Annotated in this window: 12 protein-coding genes; 8 read left to right on the top strand and 4 right to left on the bottom strand. The window is 74.6% G+C overall.

What is annotated here, in order from left to right:
- Window positions 1-12: 12 nt before the first annotated feature.
- Window positions 13-699, bottom strand: a complete 687-nt coding sequence (locus HEP81_RS26480) for a FadR/GntR family transcriptional regulator (RefSeq protein WP_037655236.1) — start codon at window positions 697-699, stop codon at window positions 13-15.
- Window positions 700-836: 137 nt separating this feature from the next.
- Window positions 837-1,718 (bottom strand): ATP-grasp domain-containing protein, encoded by an 882-nt coding sequence (locus tag HEP81_RS26475; RefSeq protein ID WP_037655234.1) that lies wholly within the window; start codon window positions 1,716-1,718, stop codon window positions 837-839.
- A 134-nt stretch (window positions 1,719-1,852) separates the two neighbouring features.
- On the opposite strand from HEP81_RS26475, the gene HEP81_RS26470 reads away from it, so the two are divergent.
- The 3 genes from HEP81_RS26470 (at window position 1,853) to HEP81_RS26460 (ending at window position 6,122) form a co-directional block, all read left to right on the top strand.
- Window positions 1,853-2,884, top strand: coding sequence for a MerR family transcriptional regulator (locus HEP81_RS26470; RefSeq protein ID WP_037655232.1), 1,032 nt, complete (start codon window positions 1,853-1,855; stop codon window positions 2,882-2,884).
- A gap of 375 nt (window positions 2,885-3,259) precedes the next feature.
- Window positions 3,260-4,723 carry an acyl-CoA synthetase gene (locus tag HEP81_RS26465; protein ID WP_037655230.1) on the top strand — a complete coding sequence of 488 codons (1,464 nt, stop codon included), beginning with the start codon at window positions 3,260-3,262 and terminating at the stop codon, window positions 4,721-4,723.
- A complete protein-coding gene (locus tag HEP81_RS26460) occupies window positions 4,716-6,122 on the top strand; it encodes a carboxyl transferase domain-containing protein (protein WP_078967346.1) in 1,407 nt (468 codons plus the stop codon). The genes HEP81_RS26465 and HEP81_RS26460 overlap by 8 nt, the downstream gene beginning before the upstream one ends.
- Here the strand turns inward: HEP81_RS26460 and HEP81_RS26455 are convergent.
- Window positions 6,100-9,738: a S8 family serine peptidase gene (locus tag HEP81_RS26455; RefSeq protein ID WP_037655228.1), complete on the bottom strand. Its 3,639-nt coding sequence runs from the start codon at window positions 9,736-9,738 to the stop codon at window positions 6,100-6,102. The two genes, HEP81_RS26460 and HEP81_RS26455, sit on opposite strands and share 23 nt — an antisense overlap.
- 297 nt (window positions 9,739-10,035) lie before the next feature.
- Here HEP81_RS26455 and HEP81_RS26450 point away from each other — a divergent pair, with 297 nt between their 5' ends.
- From HEP81_RS26450 to mreB, 5 genes are all read left to right on the top strand, one after another.
- Entirely contained in the window at window positions 10,036-10,428 is a 393-nt protein-coding gene (locus HEP81_RS26450; protein WP_037655227.1) for a CU044_2847 family protein, read from the top strand.
- Window positions 10,425-12,314: a VMAP-C domain-containing protein gene (locus HEP81_RS26445; protein WP_037655225.1), complete on the top strand. Its 1,890-nt coding sequence runs from the start codon at window positions 10,425-10,427 to the stop codon at window positions 12,312-12,314. The genes HEP81_RS26450 and HEP81_RS26445 overlap by 4 nt, the downstream gene beginning before the upstream one ends.
- 35 nt (window positions 12,315-12,349) lie before the next feature.
- A complete protein-coding gene (locus HEP81_RS26440; protein ID WP_037655223.1) occupies window positions 12,350-13,411 on the top strand; it encodes an AAA family ATPase in 1,062 nt (353 codons plus the stop codon).
- Window positions 13,401-17,363: an SAV_2336 N-terminal domain-related protein gene (locus HEP81_RS26435; RefSeq protein ID WP_037655222.1), complete on the top strand. Its 3,963-nt coding sequence runs from the start codon at window positions 13,401-13,403 to the stop codon at window positions 17,361-17,363. Before HEP81_RS26440 ends, HEP81_RS26435 begins: the two co-directional genes overlap by 11 nt.
- A 193-nt stretch (window positions 17,364-17,556) precedes the next feature.
- Window positions 17,557-18,594 carry a rod shape-determining protein gene (mreB, locus tag HEP81_RS26430; protein WP_037655219.1) on the top strand — a complete coding sequence of 346 codons (1,038 nt, stop codon included), beginning with the start codon at window positions 17,557-17,559 and terminating at the stop codon, window positions 18,592-18,594.
- Between the two features lie 23 nt (window positions 18,595-18,617).
- Here the strand turns inward: mreB and HEP81_RS26425 are convergent, their stop codons facing one another.
- Window positions 18,618-19,490: a MurR/RpiR family transcriptional regulator gene (locus HEP81_RS26425; protein ID WP_037655282.1), complete on the bottom strand. Its 873-nt coding sequence runs from the start codon at window positions 19,488-19,490 to the stop codon at window positions 18,618-18,620.
- Window positions 19,491-19,566: the final 76 nt, after the last annotated feature.

The raw sequence follows: 19,566 nt of genomic DNA, 5'->3' as shown, positions 1-19,566 counted from the left end.
TGGGGAACCTGGTCACTCGGTCTCGTGGTCGCGGGTGAGCCGGACGATCGCGGCAGCCGCGTCCCGCGCCTCGTCCGCGCTCTGTGCCTCGATCGCGTCGACGAGCCGCCGGTGCAGCCGGGCGTGGTCCTCCGCGTGGGCGGTGTCCCAGGTCAGGCCGCCCAGGGACGAGGTGAGGGCGGTACCGAGGTAGTCGTAGACCTCGACCAGCAGATCGTTGCCGCTCGCGCGGACCACGGCCCGGTGGAAGAGGGCGTCGACGTTCATGGCCGCGGACGGGTCCGCACCGGCGGCGGCCGCTTCGGCGTCGGCCAGCAGCTCCCGCAACTGGCGCAGCTGCGTCTCGTCACGGCGCAGGGCCGCGGCTCCCGAGGCGTACTCCTCCAGCACGGTCCGCAGCTCCAGCACCTTGTCCCGCTCCACGGAACTCGCCCGCCGCACCATGACCGACTGAAGCTCGCTCGACGAGCGGACATAGGTGCCGTCCCCGGCCCGGGGCTCCAGCAGCCCCAGGTGCACGAGCGCGCCGATCGCCTCCCGCAGGGTGCTGCGGCCGACCCCCAGCTCCTCGATGAGGGACTGCTCCGAGGGGATCCGGGTCCCCACGGGCCAGCCGCCCGCCTCGATGTGCGAGCGGAGGCTGTCCACGAGCTGAGCGGACAGACTGGCCGTCCGGCGCGGTGCGTTGATGCGTTTCATGGGAACACCGTATACAAACATCAGACGTTTGGATATAGGGCGTTTGAATGTCGGTGTTCAAACATCAGACCGGTGGACTCGCGCGGTGCGACACCGCGCTGCCCGGCTCGGATCGGGAGCGCGCGCCGCGGGGGTCCCTAGGCCGTCGCCTCGGCGAGGATCGCGGCTGCCGTCCGGGGCAGGGAGTCCGGGTGCAGGAAGAGGAAGAGGTTCGGTTCGACCAGTTCGAGTTCCATCAGACGGGGGGTGCCGTCCGGGCCGTCGGCGAGGTCCACGCGGGCGTACAGGAGGGGCGCGGCGGAGCCGGGTACGGCCGCCAACGCCTTCTTGGCCACGGCGAGTTCGGCGTCCGTCGGCTGCCAGGGGGTGAGATCGGGGTGGGCGACCTTGTCGGCGTCGTACGGGGTGCCGGGGGAAAGGACGGCGCCCTTGCGGCTCGCGTGCAGCAGGCGGCCGCCGAAGAACTGGAGGGCGCGTTCGCCGGTGACGTCGATGCCCTGGAGGTAGGGCTGCACCATCGCGGTGAAGCCCTCGGCGTGCATCCGCGCGAGGTGTCGTACGGCCGTCTCGTGCTCGGCGGGCGCGTAGCGGGCGGCGAAGCGGGCGCCCGCGCCGGAGGTCGGCTTGATGACGTAGTCGTGGTCCGTGGGCAGGACCGGGGCGCCGTCCTCGCCCGGGGCGAGATAGCTCGTCGGGACGGTGGGGACACCGGCGGCGGCCAGCTCGCCCAGGTAGCGCTTGTCGAGGTTCCAGCGGATGACCTCGGCGGGGTTGGCGATCCGGGTCGCGCGGGCCACCCGCTCCAGCCAGGCCGTGAACTCCGCCGCGCGCCAGCTGTAGTCCCAGGTGGAGCGGACGACGACGAGGTCGTACGCCGACCAGTCGACCCCGGGGTCGTCCCAGTAGGGGGCGTCGGCCCGAGCGCCGGCGTCGTTCAGCGCCCGCACCAGCACCGGCAGGTCCGCGTCCTTGCTCGGGGCGGTGCCGGGGTCGTAGGTGGCGAGGGCTATGCGGGGCACGGCGTGACTCCCTTTCGTACGACGTTCGAACACCCGCGAGGCTAACAAGCGGCCCGGAACCGGGACAGGGGGTTTGACCTTCACCTTCGGTGAAGCCCCAGCATCGGTGGTGGACGACGAGAGACGGGGGCGTGATGGAACTGCTGACGATCGGGGCGTTCGCCAGGGTGAGCCGGCTGTCGCCGAAGGCACTTCGGCTGTACGACGAGCTGGCCCTGCTGCGGCCCGCCCGCGTCGACCCCGACACCGGCTACCGGTACTACGCCGCCGGGCAGTTGGGGCGGGCACGGCTCGTGGCCTGGCTGCGGCGGCTCGGGATGCCGCTCGCCGAGATACGCGCCGTGTGCGCGCTGGAACCGGGCGAGGCCGCGCGGGAGATCGGCGCGTACTGGGCGCGGGTCGAGGCGGAGACGGCGATGCGGCGGGATCTCGCGGCGTTTCTCGTCGACCAGCTGACCGGCACGCCCGACACATCGGGAAGGGAACCCATGATGATGCTGGAACTGAAGCACTCCGCGCGCACCGACCGCGGACTCGTCCGCCCCGCCAACCAGGACACCCTCTACGCGGGCCGCAGGCTGCTCGCCGTCGCCGACGGGTTCGGGCCCGCGGGTCTCGCGGCGAGCGGGGCGGCGGTGGCGGCGCTGCGGTACCTGGACGAGGCGGAGACGCTGCCCGTGGACGGGGAACTCGGGGAGCTGGGGGTGCTCGGGGCGCTGGAGGACGCGGTGCGGGCCGCGGGGGCGGCGGTGGCGGATCTCGCGGGCGGCACGGGAGAGGACGGCACCACGCTCACGGCGCTGCTGTGGACCGGGTCCCGGCTGGCGCTCGCGCACATCGGGGACTCGCGGGCGTATCTGCTGCGGGGCGGGGAGCTGTACCGGATCACCCAGGACCATCGGGTCTCGCCCCAGGAACTGCTGCTGTCCAAGGCGCTGGGCGGTGGCGTGGATCCGGTGCCGGACCTGCGCCTTCAGGAGCCGCTGGAGGGGGACCGGTATCTGCTGTGCTCCGACGGTCTCACGGAGGCGGTGCCCGATGCGCTCATCAGGGAGCTGCTGGTGGCGGGGGCCGGGCCGCGGGAGTTGGTGGCGGCGGCGTTGGCGGCGGGCGCGCCGGACAATGTGACGTGCGTCGTCGCTGACATGGCCGTCGCGGCGGGGTGAGGGGGCCGGCCTTCCTCCCACCGGCCGCCCGACTCGGTCGGCTGAGAGGCCGGGCACGGGGACGGCGCCCCCCATCGGCGCTCGGGGCTGCCGCCGGCCCTCTTCTCCCACCCGCCCACCCGACTCGCTCGACGAGGGGTGGGCCACGGGACCGCACACCCCCGCATCGGCACCCGGCGCCGCCCCCGGCCACGCTTCCCCCCCCACCCGCCGGAAACCGTCGGCTGAGGGGTGGACCTCCGGGGGCGCGCCGTCCGCCGCGACCGTACCCAGCGTCTCCGCCCACCCCACCCCCCCGCCGAGGCACAGTCGTCCGCCGGTCGATCCTGGTGTAGGAAGGGGCTGAATGGTCGCGAGTGTGAAGGGGTGCGTGGGGTGTCGTCACTTTTTCCTGGGCTGGTCGGGGGGTCGCGGGAGCGGGCCGCGGTGGGGTTCGGCGGGCGGTCGTTGACGTACCGCGGGCTCGCGGACGCCGCCGGGGCGGTGGCGCGGCGGGTCCGGCGGGGCGATCGCGTGGCCGTGTGGGCGACGCCCGAGCTGGAGACCGTGGTCGCCGTCGTCGGCGTGCTGCTCGCCGGTGCCGCCGCCGTGCCGCTCAACCCCAAGTCCGGGGAGAAGGAGCTGGCCCATATCGTCTCCGACAGCGCGCCGTCCCTCGTCCTCGCGGCTCCGGGCGACCAACTTCCGTCGTCCCTGGGCAACTTGGCACGCGTCGATGTCGACGTCGACGCCCGCGCGGACTTCCCGCACCCCGAACTCCCGGACGACGCCCCCGCCCTCGTCGTCTACACCTCCGGCACCACCGGTCCGCCCAAGGGCGCCGTACTTCCCCGCCGGGCCCTCACCTCCACCCTGGACGCGCTCGCCGACGCCTGGCAGTGGACCGAGGCCGATGTGCTGGTGCACGGGCTGCCGCTCTTCCATGTGCACGGACTCGTGCTCGGCGTCCTCGGCCCGCTGCGCCGCGGCGGCTCCGTGCGGCATCTGGGAAGGTTCTCGACGGAGGGCGTGGCCCGCGCCCTGGCCGACGGCGCGACCATGCTGTTCGGGGTGCCGACGATGTACCACCGCATCGCCGAGACCCTCCCCGGCGACCCCGAGCTGGCCAAGGCGCTCGGCGGGGCCCGGCTGCTGGTCTCCGGCTCGGCCGCGCTGCCGGTCCACGACCACGAGCGGATCGCGGCGGCCACCGGACGCCGGGTCATCGAGCGGTACGGCATGACCGAGACCCTGATGAACACCAGCGTCCGCGCGGACGGGGAGGCACGCGCGGGGACGGTCGGGGTGCCGTTGCCCGGTGTCGAGCTGCGGCTCGTGGAGGAGGACGGCAGCGAGATCTGCGCCCGCGACGGGGAGACCGTCGGGGAGATCCAGGTCCGCGGGCCCAACCTGTTCACCGAGTATCTGAACCGGCCGGACGCCACCGCCGCCGCGTTCACCGCCGACGGCTGGTTCCGCACCGGCGACATGGCCGTACGCGAGCCGGACGGCTATGTGCGGATCGTCGGGCGCAAGGCCACCGACCTCATCAAGAGCGGCGGTTACAAGATCGGCGCGGGCGAGATCGAGAACGCGCTCCTGGAACACCCGGGCGTCCGGGAGGCGGCGGTCACCGGGGAGCCGGACGCGGACCTGGGCGAGCGGATCGTCGCCTGGATCGTCCCGGCCGATCCGGAAACCCCGCCGGGGGTGGCGGAGTTGGCCGACCATGTGGCCCGCCGACTCGCCCCGCACAAGCGGCCCCGCGTCGTACGCCTCCTGGACGTCCTGCCCCGCAACGACATGGGGAAGATCATGAAGCGGTCCCTCACCCCTGCCGGCACCGATACCGATGCCTGATCAGCGGCGCACCGCGCGCGAGGTGCTGGCCCTCGTCACGGACGACGGCAGCTTCGCCGAACTCCCGCCCCCCGTCCGGGAGTCCAGGCCGGACGGCCCGCTCGGCTGGCAGGGGTACGACGCCTCGCGCGCCCGCGCCGCCGAACGCACCGGCGAGGAGGACTCCGTCGTCTGCGGCACCGCGACCGTCGAGGGCGCCCGTGCCGTGCTGATCGCCTTCGAGTTCGGCTTCCTCGGCGGCTCCCTGGGCGAGCGCACCGGGGACCGGCTGGAGGAGGCGTACGCGCACGCCCGTGAACACCGGCTGCCCGTCGTGCCGTTGATCGCGACCGGGGGCAGCCGGATGCAGGAGGGCATGGTCGCGCTGACCCAACTCCAGCGGGTCGCCCGCCAGTCGGCGCTCACCCGGGCGGCGGGCCTGCCCCAGATCGCCGTGCTGCGCGACCCCACCACGGGCGGCGGCTGGGCCACCCTGGGCGCCGGCGCGGACGTCGTCCTGGCCCTCCCCGGTGTCCAAGTGGGCTTCGCCGGCTCCCGCGTCCGCCCGTCCGACGCCGACCCGGCCGCGTACACGGCCGAGGCCCAGCTCACGGCGGGAGCGGCGGACGCGGTCGTACGGCCACAGGATCTGAAGGGGGTCCTGGGGCGGTGGCTGCGGCTGCTGTCCGGGACGGATGACCGGACCTCGCCCTCGCCGTCGCCCACCCCCGCGCCCGTCCCCGCGGCCCTCGCCGCCACCGACCTGCCCGCCACCGGCTGGGCCGCGGTCCAGCGCGCCCGCTCCCCCGAACGCCCGCGCGCGCACGCCTACTTGGACGCCTACTTCACCACCCGCGTCCACATCAGCGGTGACCGGTGCGGCGGTACCGACCCCGACGGCATCCTCTGCGGGTTCGGTGAACATCACGGTCGTACCGTCGCGTTCGCCGCGCAGACCGGGACCGGGACGCGGCCCGCCGGGTACCGGACGGCGGCGCGGCTGATCCGGTTGGCGGACCGGCTCGGGGTGCCGGTGCTGACGCTGGTGGACACCCCCGGCGCCGCGAACGACGCGGAGGCCGAGCGGCAGGGGGCCGGTGCGGCCATCGCCGAGGTGTTCGGGGCGGTGGCCGGGGCGCGGGTGCCGGTGACCACCCTGGTGATCGGCGAGGGCGGCTCAGGCGGCGCCCTCGCCCTGGCCGCTCCGGACAACACCTGGGCCACGCCGGACAGTTACTTCTCGGTGATCGCCCCGGAGCTGGCGGCGGCCATCCTCAAACGCCCGGAAGAGGAGATCGAGAACACCGCCGACCAGCTCCGTATCCGCCCGCAGGACCTGGTGGAGCTGGGAGTCGTCCGGGGCATCGTGCAGAGCTCCGGGCAGGAAGGCGCCCCCGCTACCTCACCCCCACCGCCCTGATGATCTCCTCCGAGACCGACCCGCCCTTGTCGTCCCGCGCCGACGCCCGCAAGGAGACGGACGTGGCCGCGCCCGGCACCTCCAGCGTTCCGCGCCAGGACGCCCCGGCCCCGCGAAGAGCCACCGCCGTCCATGTCGTCCCCTCGTCGTACGACACCTCCAGCCGGCCCCCGCCGAGCGTGCCCGTCCCCGAGGCGCCCGCCATGTACCGCGCGCCCAGTGTCACCGGCAGCCGCCGCCCGCCGGGCACCGTGCCCGCGAGGTCGGTGTCCAGGCCGTAGGAGAGGTTGATCAGCGGCAGCGTCGTCGCGTGGTCGTCCGGTGTCCGGGCCGACCGGAACGTCCACTCGGTGTGCCCCCGCGTCGTCAGCTTCCAGTGGTCCGCGTCGAGGGCGGTGTCGGTCACCACCTGGTAGGTGTGCGCGTCGGCCGGGGCGGCCCAGACGAACGCGGTCGAGCCGGACTCGCTGTCGGCGAGGGTGCCGTCCTGGTAGACGGAGGTGGTCTGGGTCATGCCGCTGTCGCCCCACACATCGCCGAACCCGGTGTGGTCGGGTCCCGAGTCGCCCCAGCCGGGCGTGTTCAGCTGGATCTGGTCCCCGGTGCGCTGCTCGCCCCAGCCGAGCCCGGTACCGAGCCAGGGGTGCCACACCGGCTGGAACCAGTGCAGTCGGGCCCGGCTGCCGCCCTGGTAGCGGACCAGGCCGCTGCGCTCCTCCAGGGTGCCCATGCCGATCGTGACGGACTCGGTCCACCGCTGGCCGGGGCCGGTGGAGACGTAGTCCGTGCGCTCGGCGGGCAGGTCGATGTTCTCCTGGAAGCCGATGCCGACGGGGAAGGTGTCGGTGACGGAGTAGCGGAACTCACCACCGCTCGTCGGCCCTGCCGCGTGGAACGAGACGTGCAGGGCGGCGAGTTGGCCCGGCGAGGGCCGGTAGGTGAGGTCGTGGTCGGGGATCGCCCCGGTGTGGCCCTCGGACAGGTCGTACACGTAGGGGGAGTCGGGCGTGCCGGTCATGTCGACCGTCGAGGACGCCCGCAGCCGGGCCGCGTCCGCCTGGTTCACCGTGGCGATCAGCAGCGGCCGGTCGGTGTTGTCGTCGTTGCCCCACCAGTCCATCAGCCGTCCCGGCGCGTCGTCCGTGACGAACAGCGCCTCGGCGCCCGCGTCCTGCGCGGCCCGGGCGAGCGCCGGCGGGTCCGCGCCGTCGGCGAGGTGGGCCAGCACCGCCTTGCCGGCGGCGGAGGCGGGCACGGGGCCCTCGCCGACGTCCACCAGCGGGAGTCTGCGCCGTCCGGAGGTCAGGGTGCCGCCGGTCTGTACCGTCGCCTCGCCGATGCCCTTGACCTCCAGTTGCGGCTTCGCCAGCCGCCACACCGTGCGGTACTCGAAGCTGCCCTGGGTGACCCGGGGCGTGGGCGCGGCGAAGACGCTGTCGTAGGTGAGGGGTACCTGGACCGCGCCGGACAGATCGGCGCCGTTCGCGGCGCGGTCGTACTCCATCAGGAGCTGGTGGGTCTCGGTGCGGCGCGGGACCGCCGCCTTGATCTCGCGCAACTCCGTGCCGTCGAGAGTGACTTCCCTGTCGTGGTCGAGGGTGACCTCGGGTGCGGAGAGGAAGCCGAGGCCGAGCGAGTCGGCGCCGTGGCTGCCGTGCACATCGAGGAAGGAGGTGAGGGCGTAGGTGCCCGGCTTCAGCCGGAGCGCGATCGTGCCGGAGTCGCCGACGTGGTCCGACTCGGGGTCGGCGCCCTGGGCGAGTCGCTGCACGGTGAGGTCGGCGGCCGCGGGAGCGCCCGCGCGGTCCTTGACGTGGACCGTGAGGGTGTACCGCTCGTCCTCCTTGACCAGCCCGAACACGGTGTGCGCGCGCACCGCGCCGGTGTCGTCGGTGGCCACGATCTGCCCGCTGGTGGTGCCGACCGGCGCCTTGGAGCCGTCGCCGGTGACAGTGGTGGTGGCGGTGCCGTGCGCGGGGACGGTGAGGGAGGAGTCGGCGAGGATGGCGACGCCGTCCGGGGCGCCCTGGGCCGAGAGTGTCAAGTGGACGGGCCGGTCGGCCGAGTTGGTGTAGGCCAGGGTTCGGGTGACCGGCTTGTCCGCGGGGTAGGGCCAGCGGTAGAAGCCGAGGTCGGCACTGCCGGTGGCGGTCACCGTGGCCTGCACGGCGTCCGGCACGCTCACCCGTCCGGCGCCCACCGTGTAGGCGGAGACGCCGAGTTGCTCGGACGTCGACATCAGCGCGTCCTTCAACTGCGCGCCGGTCCAGTCGGGATGCTCCTGCGCGAGCAGCGCGGCCACCCCGGCGACATGCGGGGTCGCCATCGACGTACCGCTCATGGTCGTGTAGTAGCCGCTGCCGTCGATGAGTTGGGAGCGGGCGGCGAGGATGTCGACGCCGGGGGCGGACAGATCGGGCTTGAGGGCGTCGTCGCCCGCGCGGGGGCCGGCGCTGGTGAAATAGGCGGGCTGGTCGGCGGAGTCGACCGCGCCGACGGTCAGGGCCGCGTCGGCGGCGCCGGGTGAGCTGATGGAGGAGGGCGCGCCGGTGTTCCCGGCGGCCACGACGAAGAGCGCGCCGGTCTCCTGGGAGAGGCTGTCGAGGGCCTGGGACATCGGGTCGGTGCCGTCGCCCGGGTCGCTGGAGCCGAGGCTCATCGAGACGATCCGGGCGTGCACGTCCCGTGCGGCCCACTCCATCCCGGCGATGATCTGCGACTCGCTGCCCGAGCCCTCGTCGCTGAGCACCTTGCCGACCGCGAGGGTGGCGTCCGGTGCCACGCCCTTCTCCTTGCCGTCGGAGGCGGCGCCGCTGCCGCCGACGGTGGAGGTGACATGGGTGCCGTGGCCGTCGCGGTCGGCGACCTCCTCGCCGTCGATGAAACTCCTGGACCGAGTGATCCGGTCGACCAGGTCGGGGTGGGTCAGGTCGGCGCCGGAGTCGAGCACCGCGACGGTGACGCCCTTGCCGGTCAGCCCCGCGTCCCAGGCGGCCGGTGTGCCGATCTGGGCGTTGCTCTCGGCCATGTCGGCCTTCACCCGCCCGTCCAGCCACACCTTGTCGGCGCCGTCACCGCGCGTGAACGACCGCCAGAACGTACGCCCCTTGCCCGCCTCGACGGCCGCGCCACGGAGGCTGGGCAGGCTCCGGGTGCGGGTGGTGCCGGCCGGGGCGGCGGCGGGGACGCGGGTGCCCTTGCCGTAGCCGACGATCAGCGGCAGGGACGTGGCACGGGTGTCGGCGAGGCCCTGCCGGATCAGCGCGCTCACGTCGAACAACCGCCGGTCCAGCTTCCCGGAGCGCAGATACGGCAGCGCCTCGTCCGGTACGACGGTCAGATCACCGTCGCTGGTCTGCGTCCGTACGGCTCCGGTGGCGCCGGGCGGCCGCTCGACGGTGGCGGTCTCCTTGCCGTGTCCGAGGTCGGTGACGGTCACCTTGTCGCCGGTGACCAGGGTGACGGTCTTCGGGGCGGGCCCGGTCCGCTTCCCCGGCACCGCCTTCACCACCGGCGCCACCCCCTGCGCGGCGACCGCCCCGGGTGCCGGCACCGCGGCCAGCACGAGCCCTGCCGACAGCAGCGCCGCCCGGCGTCCGGCTGCTCCTCTGGTCATCCACGCCCTCTTCCACGTGCTCGTTCGGGTGCTCGTCCCGGTCCGGATCGCGCGCCGGGGCGGCCAGCCGTTGCTGTCGTGTACATGCCCTGTGTGCAGAGAAGAGTGTGGTGCGCGCGCCGGGAGCGCACAGGGGGCCGGGCATGGCGGGTTGTCACCTTGGCGGGTTCTCGCCACGCCGGACCGATTGACCCGCCGGGGCGTAAAGAGTGGGCCGGGCGAAGCGCCGTCCGTACCATGGGGGTTGCTCAAGGACCTGCCCCGACAGGTCTTCTACGAGGGGGAGCGAGCGGCGGCATGGACCAACTGATGGAGTTCACGACCGAGGACGGCGCGCTCGTCGTGGTGGAGGGGGCCGGTGTCACCCCCCGGCCCGGCACCCGGCTGGTCTCGCGCGGCGACGAGGTGGTGCGGGCGGCACGCACCTTCGAGGGCGCGCTGGACGGCGTACGGGCGGCGGCGGAGGCCGCGCTGCGGGTCTTCCGGGACGGCGCCCTGCGGCCCGACGCGGTGGAGATCGAGTTCGGCGTGAAGATGTCCGCGGAGGCCGGCGCGATCATCGCCAAGGGTTCCGCGGAGGGCCAGCTGGTCGTCAAGCTCCACTGGACGCCGGGGAGTTCGGCGGGCGGCGCGCTGCCCGCCGTACCGGGCCAGGCCGCCGCCGGGCCGGAGTCCGCCGAGCGCCCATGAACAGCGCCGCCTGGCATGCCCGGATCCACTGCGGTCATGAGGTGGGCGCGGGCTTCCTGATCACCGCCCGCCGGGTGCTCACCTGCGCCCATGTCGTGCGGGCCGGCGGCCTGGACGCGGTGACCGTGGTCTTCCCGCACGCCAGGGAGCTGGGCGAGGTGTCCGCGTCGGTCGTCGCGCACGGCGGATGGGCGGGCGGCCTCACCGACCCCGGCGATGTGGCCGTGCTCGAACTCGACCGGGACGTCCCCCTCGCCCCGGCCGGCTTCGCACCGCCGGAGGCCGCCTACACCGAGCCGCGTCCCCGGCTGGTCGCCTACGGCTTCCCGGTGGGCTACGACGAGGGCACACTCGCCGAATACCGGGCCGTCTCCGGGCAGTTGATCGCGGGCGAGTGGCTGGAGCTGGTGGCCTGGCAGGGGCACGGACAGCCGATCGTGGCCGGGTTCAGCGGGGCGGCGGCGACCCTGCCGGACGGCCGGGTGGTCGGCATGGTCACCTCCGCCTCGGAGGTGCCGGACGTGCGCAAGGGCCGGATGCTGCCGCTGGACGTACTGGCCCGCCACTGGCCGGAGTTGGGCGAGCTGGTGCCCACCCCGGGCCATCGCACCGATGTCCTGAGGGAGTTGTACGAGCTGCTGCGGAGCGCCCCGGGCGCCCCGGACTGCGACCCCAACCGGCTGTACGTGGACGCGGTGGGCGCCTTCGGGCCGCCACTGCCCGCGGGCGGGTTCACGACGCTCCAGGCGGCCGCCGCGTATGTGCAGTGGGAGGTGCCCGACCCGGCGGCGATGGACCGGTTCGCGGGGCGGCTGCGGGAACTGGTGGGCGCGGGGCCGGCGGTCACGCCCGCCGCGCCGCTCGCGAAGGCCACGACGGCCGCAAAGAGCACGCAGGGCACGCAGAGCACGCAGAGCGCGGAGACCGCACAGGACACGAAGGTCGCGCGGATGTCCCCGCCCTGGGCACCGGTCGTCGTGGAGATCGACCACAGCGGCGCCGGTCCCGACCAGGTGACCGTCGAGGTGTCGGCGTACCGCGACGGGCAGCGCCGCCCGGTGGGCACCCGGCGGCTGCCGCGCTCGGGCGTACGGTCGTACGTGCAGCGCCGCATCGACGAGGCCGTCGCCCATCTCGACCCGGACGCCGAGGAACTGGTGACCTTCGTGCTGCCCCGCGAGTGGCTCAACGAGGCGGTGGCGCACTGGGAGTGCGGCGCGGACGACAGCACACCGCTCGGCTGCGCCTATCCCCTCGTGGTGACCGACCGCGCCCGGCACCGCAGCAACCGGTTGCGCCACCAGCTGCGCAAGAAGTGGCAGAAGCTGGATGCCGGGCGCCCCGCGCCGGTGCACCGCGTGGAGTGCGGCAGCCAGGAGCGGCCGCCGAGCCTGCGCAAGCGGCTGTGGGACGGCGACGCGGGACTCGCCGGGTTCGCGGTCCCGCCGACGGCCGCCCGGGAGCACTTCGAGATCGGCCTCACCGTCCCGGTCCCGGTCCTGCTGTGGTCCCGTACGGGCTGCCCCGCCGGGGAGCACGGGGAGCCGCGGTGCGCCGGGGCGGGGCACGGCAGGGGCGGGTACGAGGATCCGCGCCGGGCCTGGAGCGGCCCCCGGGACCCGGCCGCCACCGGTACCGCGACCGCCGCCCGGCCCCGCGCCGAGACCGCCGCCCCCTGCCCCGGGACCGCGTTCCTGGACCAGCTGGCCGCCGCCGTCGCCGAGGTGCCGCCCGCCGAACTCCCGCGCCACATCCTGTCGTTACGGGTGACCGCGGACGCCGCCGACGAACCCGACCGGCACTGGGCCCGGGACCTCCAGCTGCTCTGGGACGACCCCCGCTGCTTCCCCGAGCCCGCCGCCAGCCTGCGCTCCCCAGTCGACTGACCCGCCCGCACCCCCACCACGGAGAAGAAGAAGCCATGCCCCTGTGGCCCGTCTACACCGGTACGAACGCGCCGCACGACGGCATCGAGCGGCTGCCCCCGCCGCCGCCCTGGCGTGCCTTCGACGGCGGTCCGCTACTGGATCCGCCGGACGCGACCGCCGACCGCTCGGCCGTCTCCCCCGACCGGGTGCACCGCGCCGAGACGTACCGGGCCACCGAGGACACGGTGCAACTGGTCAACGCGGCCCTGTATCTGCGCCGCCCGCTGCTGGTCACCGGCCCGCCCGGCACCGGCAAGTCCTCCCTGGTCTACGCCGTCGCGCGGGAGCTGCGGCTCGGCCCGGTGCTGCGCTGGAACATCACCAGCCGCAGCACGCTCCACGACGGGCTCTACAGCTACGACCCCCTGTCCCGGCTCTACGCGGCCCGGCAGCAGGCCGCGCATCAAGCCGCGCCCCAGGGGGCCGGGCCCGAGGAGACCGGGCCCGCGGCGCCGGACGAGACGGGCATCGAGCACCATCTGCGGCTCGGCCCGCTCGGCACCGCCCTGCTGCCGTACGCCCGTCCCCGCGCGCTGCTCATCGACGAGATCGACAAGAGCGACCTGGACCTGCCCAACGATCTGCTGAATGTGCTGGAGGAGGGCCAGTACCAGATCCCCGAGCTGGTGCGCGCGGCCCGGCTCACCCCGGACGGCACCGCCCGGGTCCCGGCCGACGGCACCGGCGAGGCGGTCCCGGTGGTGCGCGGACAGGTCCGCTGCCGTGCCTTCCCGTTCGTCGTCCTCACCAGCAACGGCGAGCGCGAGTTCCCGCCCGCCTTCCTGCGCCGCTGTGTCACCCTGCGTCTGCGCCGGCCGGACGACGGGCACCTCGCCGACATCGTCCGCGCCCACCTGGGCGAACCGGACGACTACGCACGGGAGTTGATCGGCCGCTTCCTGGACCGCACCAGCGCCGGCGACCTGGCGACCGATCAGCTCCTCAACGCGATCTACCTGGCCCGCACCAGCAATCTGGACACCGGGTCCCTGGACCAGCTGGCCGAGCAGTTGATGCCCCACCTGGGGCAGAGCGCGCAGACCGATGTCTTCTGACACCCCGGCCTCCCGGGACTCCCCGGCCGCCCCGGATTCCCCGGATTCCCCGGACTCCCTGGCCCGTCTCGCCGCCGTACTGGCCGAGGCGGCCCAGGGCGTGCCCCCGACACCGCGTGAACTGGCCGAACTGCTGTGGCTGGCCGGGCACATGGGCACCGGGAGCGCGACGGGCACCGGCGAGGGCGGGGACGACGGGAACACCGGGGACACCGCCGGGAAGAGCGGGGGCCCCGGCGACACCGAGAACCCGAAGAACCCCGAGGACCCCGAGAACTCCGATGACGGCAGGGCCACGGAGCCGGACCCACCGCCCGGCCCCGCCCACGCCCCCGGGCCGCCCGAGGGCCCGCGCCGGGCGCCCGGCGCCCCCTCCCGGATCCCGCTGCGCCTCCCCTCCCCCACCCCGTCCCCGGAGCGCGCGCCCCACACCACCCTGATGGCCCCCGCGCCCCCGATGCTGCGCCACCCGCTCGCCCTCCAGCGCGCGCTGCGCCCGCTGCGGCGCCGGGTCGACGCGCCCGTGGGACAGGAGCTGGACGAGCGGGCGACCGCCGACCGCATCGCCCGCCTCGGCGCCGACCCCGACCGCTGGCTCCCGGTGCTGCGGCCCGCCCGGGAACGCTGGCTGAGCCTCAACCTGGTGTACGACGCCGGTCCCACGATGCCGGTCTGGCGGCCCCTGATCCATGAACTGCACACCGCGCTGGCCCAGTCGGGCGCCTTCCGCACGGTCACCCTGTACCGCGCCGACGCCGACGGCACGGTGCGCGGCCCCGACGGACAGCTCCCGGCGGACGGCCGTACCGTCACCCTGCTGATCAGCGACTGCATGGGACCGCAGTGGCGACAGGGCCACGCGGGCACCCTGTGGTACGCCACCCTGCACCGCTGGGCGCGCCGGATGCCGCTGGCCGTCGTCCAGCCGCTGCCCGAACACCTGTGGCGGGAATCGGCGTTGCCCGCCGCCCCCGGCCGGATCTCGGCCCCGCATCCCGTGGCGCCCTCGGCCGCGCTCGCCTTCGCGCCGTACGACGAACCGGAGTTCGGTGACGGGCCGGGCGCGGTGGTCCTCCCGGTGCTGGAGCCCGAGCCGCGCTGGCTGGCGAACTGGGCCGGGCTGATCAGCACGCCCGGCGGCACCCGGTTCCCGGCCGCCGCGGCCCGGTTGACGCGTCCGCTGCCGGTCGACGCGGAGAACCGTACGGACGTCGGCCGGTTGTCCGCCGAGGAGTTGGTGCTGCGGTTCCGGGCGACGGCGTCCCCGGAGGCGTTCCGGCTGGCCGGGCATCTCGCGGTGGGGCGGCCCGATCTACCGGTGATGCGGCTGGTGCAGGCCGCGGTGGAACCGGATCCCCGGCCCCGGCACCTGGCCGAGGTGGTGCTCAGCGGCATGCTGACCGCGCTGCCGGGGGCACCGGCCGGCTCGTACGCGTTCCGGGAGGGCGTACGGGAACTCCTGCTCCTCGGCCTGCCCCGCACCGAGCGCAACCGCACGGTCGAACTCCTCGATCGCATGGGCGAGTTCATCGACGAACTGGCGGGGCGGGCGCCGGGCGGGTTCCGGGCGGTGGTGCCGTCCGGACGGGGTCTGCCCACACCGGTGGAGCACGAGCCGGTCGCCATGCTCAGCGCGGAGAGCGTGCGGCGGCTGGCGCCGGGGGCCACGGCGGAATTGTTCGCGGGCCGGTACCGCCTGTTGCGGCCGACCGCGGCGGCGGGGACCGAGGACCGGGGGTGGGTCGCCGAGGACACCCGGGAGGGCGACACCCGGGTCGTGGTGCGCACCTACCCCGCCGCCGGGAACGACTCCTCGTTCCCCGAGCTCTGCCGGGCCCTCAGCCGGGTGGACCATCCCGGTGTCGCCCGAGTCCTCGACCATGGCGTCGCCGACGGAATCCCTTACTTGGTACGGGAGTTCGCCGGAGGGCAGACCCTGCACCAGCGGCTCGCGATCGCCGGCCCGGGCGGGCTGTCCGACGACGAAGTACTCGATCTGCTGCCGCCGCTCGCCGAGGCGGTCCTCGCCCTGCTCGCGCAGGACGGGCCGCACGGTGCGCTGAACACCCACACCGTCGTCCTCGGCGACCGGCCGGTCCTGGCCTGTCTGGACTCGGCGCCCCTGGGCAACGGCGGTCACGGGACCACACTGCGCGCGCTCGGCGAGATCACGCGCGCCCTGCGCTCGGGTGTCTCCGCCGGGCTCCGCGTCCAGCTGAACCGGGCCAGGGCCAACCTCCTGTCCGGTCCGGAGGACCAGCTGCTGGGCGCCGAAAGGCTCCGCGACCTGCCCGTGCACCGGACCGAGGACCCCACCGGCATCCTCTTCACGACCGACCGTCTCGCCGGGCGGCCCGAGGCCCGCATCACCCTCGAAGCCGCCGTGCACGAGATCTTCTCCCGCTCCCTCGCCGCCGGCCAGTTCCAGATGTACGTCCGCCCGGACGGCTATCTGATGCGCCCCGCGCCCGGCGCCTATGTGCTGCCGGTCCTGGTCTCCGTACTGCGCGAACTCCCGTACGCCATGGCCGGATCGGCGGATCCGCCCCGGCTGCGGGTGTCCTTCTGGCCGGGCCCCGTCTCCCTGCCGGAGCCCCCCGCGGGCATCGACGTCGTCGTGTCCCCGGCGCTCTACGACGAGTTCGCCGCCAGCTCCGCCGCCCGCGACGCCCCGCCCTTCGAGCCGCTGTACGCCGACGACGCCCCGGACGCGCCGCCGCTCGCCTGGTACTGCCCGCTCACCACCGACCGTCCCCGACGCGAGCTGGTCCAAGGCCCGTTCATCACCCAGGACCTGCGCGAGCTGGGCGTGCCCACCCCGGGCCGTACCGCCGTCGTCCACACCCGTGCCGACGGACCGCTGACCCTGCTCGATCCGATCCGGCCGTACGGTGGGCGGGAGCCGCGCGCGGAGACGTACTACACGGTCGACCTCACCCCGCAGCAGAGGCGGGGGACCCTGTCCCTGCCCAGCTCGGGGAAGGCCGCGTTCAGGGCGGTGGCGGAGCTGAGCTGGCAGGTCGGCGATCCCGTCGCCCTCGTACGGTCCGGGGCGGCCGGGGTCTCCGCGCTGCTCCTGGAGCACCTGCGCGACGCGGCCGCCCGGATCACCGCCCGGCACCCGGCACGCCGGACGACCGCTGCCGAGCACGCGGTCAACGACGGGGTGCGCGACTGGCCGGTGCCGGGGCTCACCGTGTCGTACTCCGTGCGGCTGGGCGCGGACGGCGCACCCGGCCCCGCGCCCACCGCCGCCCCGCCCCCCGAGGCCCTGCTCACCGCGGCCGACTGCGTCCTGATCGGCTACGACGGCCCGCTCGCCCGGCTGTTCACGGCGCACAGCGCGCGGGCGGCCGTCCTCGATCTGCTGGCCGTCGTGGCCGAACACCGCGATCCCGACGAGGCGTTGGCGGGCCGGCCGCCGGTCGCAGGGCCGGCGGGCCGGGAGGCGTTCCCGCATCCGCTGGATCTGCTGCGCGCGTTCTCCCACGACCGGCTCGGGCCGCTGCTGCGGGACCGGCTGGGGGAGCTGGAGCTGGCGGCCGTACCGGACGCGCCCATGACGCATCGTTCGCTCGCGCTGGTGCGGGCGCTGCACAAGTCCGGGCGGCGGGTGAGCGTGGTCTCGGACGTGAGTCCCCGGGCGGTGCAGCGGGGCGTGCAGTCGTACCGGCTGCCGCTCGCGGGGGTGCACGGACGGCGCGAGGACCTCAGGCTGCTGACGCCGGATCCGCACTGTCTGCTGCGGGCCCTGGAGCATCTCGGCACACCGGCCGGGCGCGGGGTGCTGCTCGGTTCCTCGGTCGCCGAGCTGACCGCGGCCCAGCACCTCGGCCTGCCCTTCGTCGGGTTCTCCGCCACCGCCGCCGGGCGCCGGCTGCTGCGCGAGGGCGGCGCGAAGGCGGTGGTCTCCTCGCTGGAGCCGCTGCTGGACGCGGTGCGGACCGGCTGACCCGGGACCGCGCCGCGCCGCGTGACCCGCAGGCCGGCCAGGCCACTTGACCCGGCGACACTCCGGGGACCCGGGTGATTACCCCCGTTCGGCGGCGCCCCGCCCGGCCCCCCAGAAAAGGCGGTCCGGGCCACGCGCCGCGCAGGATACGGAGAGCAGGAAGAGCCGAATCCCACGCCCGGAAGGAGCTGCTGTGTCCGTCAGCCTGGAGCAGTTGCGCCGCTGTCACTTCGCCGTCGACCTGGGCGCGGCCCGCACCCGGGTGTATGTGAAGGGCGCGGGGCTCGTCGTGGACCAGCCCTCGGTCGCGGCCGTGAACGTCCGTTCCGGCTCGCTGATCGCGGTGGGCGACTTCGCGGAGCAGATGACCGGCCGCACCCCCGACTACATCAGGGTCGTACGGCCCATCTCCGGTGGCACGGTGGTCGACATCGACATGGCCCAGCGGATGCTGCGGCATCTTATGGGCGACAAGATGCGCCGGGCGCTGCGCCGCAGGGCCCGTCTGCGCGCCGCCGCGTGCACCCCGCACGACGCCGATCCGCTGGCCCAGCGGGCGACGATCGAGACGCTGCTCGGACTCGGCGCGCGCCGGGTGGAGCTGGTGGACACGCTGATCGCGGCGGCGGTGGGCTGCGGACTGCCGGTGGAGCGGCCCGAGGCCACCATGATCATGGTGTGCGGGGCGGCGACCACGCAGGTCGCGGTGCTGTCGCTGGGCTCGATCGTCACGGCCCAGCGGATCCCGGTGGGCGGCGAGGCCGTGGACCACGCGATCGTGCAGTACCTGCGGCACAGCCATGAACTCCTGCTGCCGAGCCAGTCGGTACGGCCGCTGCAACTGGCGCTGTCCGGCAACGGGCTCACCCCGCAGGGCCCGCCCCAGACCGAGATCAACGGCCGGGACGTGGCCACCGGGCTGCCGCGCACCGTACGGGTGGACACCTCGGCCGTGCGGGAGGCGATCCAGACCCCGCTGACGGCCGTCCTGGACGGCATCGGCAAGGTGCTGCGCGAGTGCCCGCCGGATCTGGTGGCCGATCTCGCCGACCGCGGGATCATCATGGTCGGCGGTTCGGCGCTGCTGTCCGGCTTCGACCAGATGGTGCGCGAGGCCACCGGGATGCCGGTGTTCATCGCCGAGCGCCCGGACCTGTGCGCGGCCCGGGGGCTCGGCGAGATGCTGGAGGGCCGGATCGAACCGCTGGTCCTGGATCCGCTGGCCGCCTGAACTCCTCTTCATTCAGGGGTCGTTCAGTAGGCGTGGTCGGCCGTGATGTCCGCCGACAGATCGAGATGGCGGCGCGCGATCTCGGGGCGCAGGCTCATCAGGAGATGGGTCAGGGCGTCCACCGCGGCGAGGTGGGCGATCCGGCTGGCGGAGGTCTCCAGGCCGAATACGAGGTCCTGGCCACCGGCGACGAGCACCTGACTGCTGGTCTCGCTCAGCGGTGAACGGGCGTAACTGGTGAGCGTGACGACGGTGGCCCCGGCCTGTCGGGCGCGCCGGGCGGTGTCGACCGTGGTGCGGGTGGCACCGGTGTGGCTGATCGCGAAACAGACGCCGTCCGGCGGGAGTTGGGCGGCCGCGAGCTGCGCGGTGAGGGGGTCGGGCGGGGCGTCGACCTGGCAGCCGAGGGCGCGCAGCCGGTAGGCCGCGTCGAGCGCGACCGCCCCGGAGAGCCCCGCGCCCACGACGACAACCCGGGACGCCGTGTGCAGGGCCTCGGCCGCGGCGGTGAGCGCGCCGGTGTCGAGGGTCGCGGCGACGCCGTCCAGGGCGTCGCGGGAGGCGTGCAGGGTGGCGGCGAGCGCGTGCGCGGCGGGCTCGTCCACCGGCGGCGGGGGCGGTTCGGGCGCCTGCCTGGCGGCCTCCAGCTTCAGCTCCTGGAACCCCCGGAAGCCGAGCCGCTGGCAGGTGCGTACGACGGTGGAGGACGCGGTGCCGGCCAGCGCGGCCACATCGCTGACGCTGAGGTGGACCAGCGCGGCGCCCTGATCCAGCACCACCTGCGCCACCCGGGCCTCGGTCTCGCGCAGCTCGGACAGGCGGGCCCGGATCCGGGCGGAGAGGGAACCGCTGGGACCGCTGGGACCGCTGGGACCAGTGGCGGAATTCTGTTCCATGTACATAGCGTACCGTGGAATTCAGTTCCACAATCAGCTCCACGACCACGTCCCCGCCCCCTCACAGCCCCTCCCC

Source organism: Streptomyces griseofuscus, assembly GCF_014673495.1.
Taxonomy (GTDB): domain Bacteria; phylum Actinomycetota; class Actinomycetes; order Streptomycetales; family Streptomycetaceae; genus Streptomyces; species Streptomyces murinus.
The sequence above is the reverse complement of the archived record's forward strand: the minus strand, read 5'-3'. Positions and strand labels throughout refer to the sequence as shown.